5 protein-coding genes are annotated in these 3,514 nt (G+C 46.2%); all 5 read left to right on the top strand.

Annotated features, from left to right (window positions below):
* The first annotated feature begins 269 nt into the window (after window positions 1–269).
* The 5 genes from GVY42_RS15535 to GVY42_RS15515 all read left to right on the top strand — a co-directional run bounded on the left by GVY42_RS15535 (window position 270) and on the right by GVY42_RS15515 (window position 3,302).
* Window positions 270–491, top strand: coding sequence for a hypothetical protein (locus GVY42_RS15535; protein ID WP_159565631.1), 222 nt, complete (start codon window positions 270–272; stop codon window positions 489–491).
* Between the two features lie 83 nt (window positions 492–574).
* Complete coding sequence (locus GVY42_RS15530; protein ID WP_159563750.1) at window positions 575–1,009, top strand: hypothetical protein; 435 nt, start codon at window positions 575–577, stop codon at window positions 1,007–1,009.
* A 20-nt stretch (window positions 1,010–1,029) separates the two neighbouring features.
* Window positions 1,030–1,308: an ASCH/PUA domain-containing protein gene (locus GVY42_RS15525; protein ID WP_159563753.1), complete on the top strand. Its 279-nt coding sequence runs from the start codon at window positions 1,030–1,032 to the stop codon at window positions 1,306–1,308.
* A 113-nt stretch (window positions 1,309–1,421) separates the two neighbouring features.
* Window positions 1,422–1,757: a YolD-like family protein gene (locus tag GVY42_RS15520; protein WP_159563751.1), complete on the top strand. Its 336-nt coding sequence runs from the start codon at window positions 1,422–1,424 to the stop codon at window positions 1,755–1,757.
* Between the two features lie 111 nt (window positions 1,758–1,868).
* Complete coding sequence (locus GVY42_RS15515) at window positions 1,869–3,302, top strand: HEPN domain-containing protein (RefSeq protein ID WP_159563752.1); 1,434 nt, start codon at window positions 1,869–1,871, stop codon at window positions 3,300–3,302.
* Window positions 3,303–3,514 lie beyond the last annotated feature (212 nt).

Here is a 3,514-nt window from a genome sequence, read left to right as displayed (position 1 = left end):
AGCGTCGGCTCGGGATGAAAACAAAAGAGGCGTTCGCCCTATACGCGAATCGCCTCGAAAATGGGAAACCGATACCAGGGGGTATGTTGAACGTCACAGACCGACAGCATCGCCTGATCCGACAAGCAATCGACCCGTTGGCGCGGCCGTTACCGCGGTTCGCCGACTGACGCGCTTCCCAACCCAATCATAGCACAGGAACGGGCGACCGCGTCATCCTATCGAGGACACGTCCCGACAACCATGTGGAGGGGAAAGGGGGAGATCGGATGAACCGAAAAGAGAAAGACGGCTGGTGGCTGGAGGAACTGTGGAGAATGGGGCGAACATCCACGTACAGAGAACCGGCCCGACGGCGGGACATGGAACAGTTCAGCCTCGACGGGCAGTTCCTCGAGGTGCTCCGGGAACAGGCGCGATCCAGCGTTGTGCCGGAGACAGAAGAAAGCCAGGATCAAAGCATGCGGTCCGGAACGAAACCGAACATCTGACGAGCGGGCCGGCACATGTCGGCCCCTTTCGCGTACAAAAAAGGAGAGTGTCTATTGTGTGTATTGACGAGCAGGGCGAAGACATGAAATTAACTGATAGCAAGAAATTTAGGATGTGGATGTTGAAGTTTGCGATTCGGAACCATCATCCTGATTCGCCATACGTGGACATGATCTTTCATTCAACGCCATATCCAGAATCGGAAAACGCATATGATTTTTGTGAGCATCAGTGGTACCTGACGCCACATCCAGACAAGATTGGTGAACCGATCAAAGACGAGCGCTACGAGATGATGATCGTTCCGACGTGGCTGATTCAAGAGTTAGGGTGGGACGGGATGTATCTGTATTGCAAGGTGACAGACAAGCAAACGAGGGACGTGCATGACACGGAAACTGTCAAATTGGATCGCGACTTCGACAAGGTTCTAGAATCGGGAACTGTATTCTTTAAGGTTGCTGATTACGATGAGCACGGTATGATTGTGCCAGTAGACCAATTGGCGGAGATGTGAAAAAAAGGGGAGGGGAATGTATGGTACATGAGCTGAAGATTTGGCCGGAATATTTTGACGCGGTCGAGGCCGGCCTGAAAACGTTCGAGATTCGTCAGGACGATCGCGGATACAAGTCCGGCGATGTCCTGACCTTGCGTGAGTACGACCCGACCGAACAAGCGTACACCGGCCGGGCATTGTGCCGACGCGTGACGTATACGTCGACGTTCGCCCAACGGGCCGGCTATGTGGTGATGGCGCTCGGGAACATCGACAGAAGCAGGGTCAACGTCCGAACAGAACAAACGATACCTTGACGAGGACGAGGGGGTGCCGACCGGCGCCCCTTTTTTTGTGTACAACGCGAAAATGAGGGTATAAAATAAGAACAAACGTTCTTATAATTGCTTGGGAAAGGTGGAGATGGACCATGACGAGATATGTCGACCGGGGCGAGAAGAAATGGGTCCCGTTCCTGATGCCGGAACACAAGGCACTCCTCATCAAATATTATCGGGAAGTGCAGAAGATCGAGATGCCGGATATCGACGACCAACTGTTGGACGCGTACGAGCGTGTGCTGAACGACGCAATCTTCTCCGGTGACCGGGTGACGGTGCGGTATGTGACGGACGGGGAGATGCGCCAGTTCCATGGGTTCGTGCATCGGGTCGATTACATGGACCGTGTCGTCGAGTTGGCCAACGAGCGGGACGGGGTCGTCCAGGTAGCGTTCGACGCGATCGCGTTCGTCGGAACAGAGTGATTTGGGAATGTTGTTACGCTTATTGGTATGATAGTGATGAACACATCGAACGAAATAATCTAGATGTTGTTACGGAGTTTACAGCAAAGTCAGAAAGGTGGAAATTCAGTCGTGAAATACAAACCCACAATTCAGCCAGACGACCACATCTATTCAACATTGATTGAATTGTTGAGCACTTTGAAAGAACAATTAAAACTTTCATGGCTTCCGCAACCACAGGAAACGGAAGGGTTGCCCGAGAAAACTCGTCTGCTGGATAGGTTGCAGAAAATGTCCGATGTGATTGAACCATTCGAACTATATAACGCTATGACTGGAAAAAATGAGGCGGCGAAAAAATTTGTAGATCAATATGGTGGTCATCGTTTCACTATGCTAGAAGATGATACAGAGGCAATTGATTTTTGTTTGTTTTCTTTTTATTTCTCGATTCTTCAAGAATATATGGAGTCAGTAGGCGGGTGGGAAAGTTTTATATTTAAAAGGAACAATGATGAGATACTCTCTAAAATATACAGAAAACACATCAAATTTTTGTTGGCTAAAAAGATAACTGTGAATATATTGATCCCCTTGGAGGGCTGCGTCTGGCAAGGAGATGCATATAGTGAAAAGGGGATTCAATTGAATCCACAGTTGAAGTTCAGGAATTTAGACCCTATCGAGCATGAGGGAAGAGTGTCGAACTATTTTGATGATGGGTATGGACGAGATATGTACTATAACGATTCGGAGCTTCTAAATTCAAACATGACATTTGAGATTATAGCTGAAATCAATATAAATGGAATGAATGTACTCGAGATTGAAAATAGAATAATTGAGGTTTATGCTGAACATTTCAAACAACTGAATTCATTTGTCAATTTGATGTCCCTAGAATTGGAGCACAATCTTCTTGTCGTGAAGGACGCATATTATGTGGTGGAGGGATTCCCTTTCAATATGGGTGCTACTCCGGTAACAAGGTGGCAACCGATGACTTTAGACCAATCGTTTATCATTGAACTCTGTAATGTAAGAAAACACTGGGTAGAGCCAGAAGACATGCTAGAAATCACGAGTGAATCACTAAAGGGATTGGAACACACCTATTTGAATGTATTCGCTGATATGAAAAAGGATAAGTCAGAGCCTGTTAAACAACTGGAAAATGCTTTTCTTCGAAGAACGCGATCGCTCATGGATCGATACTCAAAGGACGGATTCCTTGACGCTGTTATCGGGATTGAGTCACTGCTAAATGGAAACCAGGGGGAATTGAGCTATAGGATGGCACTGTACGCAGCCAACATCTTACAAGGAGACCCTTCATTTGAAGGGAAAACCAAATGGGATATTTTTGAGGATTTTAGGAAAATGTATAAAAAAAGATCGAAGAATGTACATGGTGGTCTAGAAGAAGGTGACCCAAGAGGGATTAAGTTCCTTAATCGACTGCTCATTAACATCATGCACCATGAACAAATTGACTTTTCGAAGAAAGGGGACAAAAGGGCGAGCATAGCAAGCCAAATTGAAGATATTTATCTTTTTAATTAATTTTTTTTGGTATATACATCAAAAAAATGATGTGAAAAAAATCAAGGGAGGAATTTTGTGAGTGCGCAAGCATTTTTTAATCGTCTTATGAGACAACATGGAGAATGGTTTGATGTGATACGGAATAGCGAAGTAGTTGCGCAAATACAAGGACTGCCAAACAATGATAAAAGTGGTCCCTATATCGGTTTTTACGAAGGTAGTGATGTTCA

Source organism: Exiguobacterium sp. 8A (assembly GCF_902506275.1).
GTDB classification, from domain to species: domain Bacteria; phylum Bacillota; class Bacilli; order Exiguobacteriales; family Exiguobacteriaceae; genus Exiguobacterium; species Exiguobacterium profundum.
This window is presented reverse-complemented; position numbering and strand designations above follow the sequence as displayed.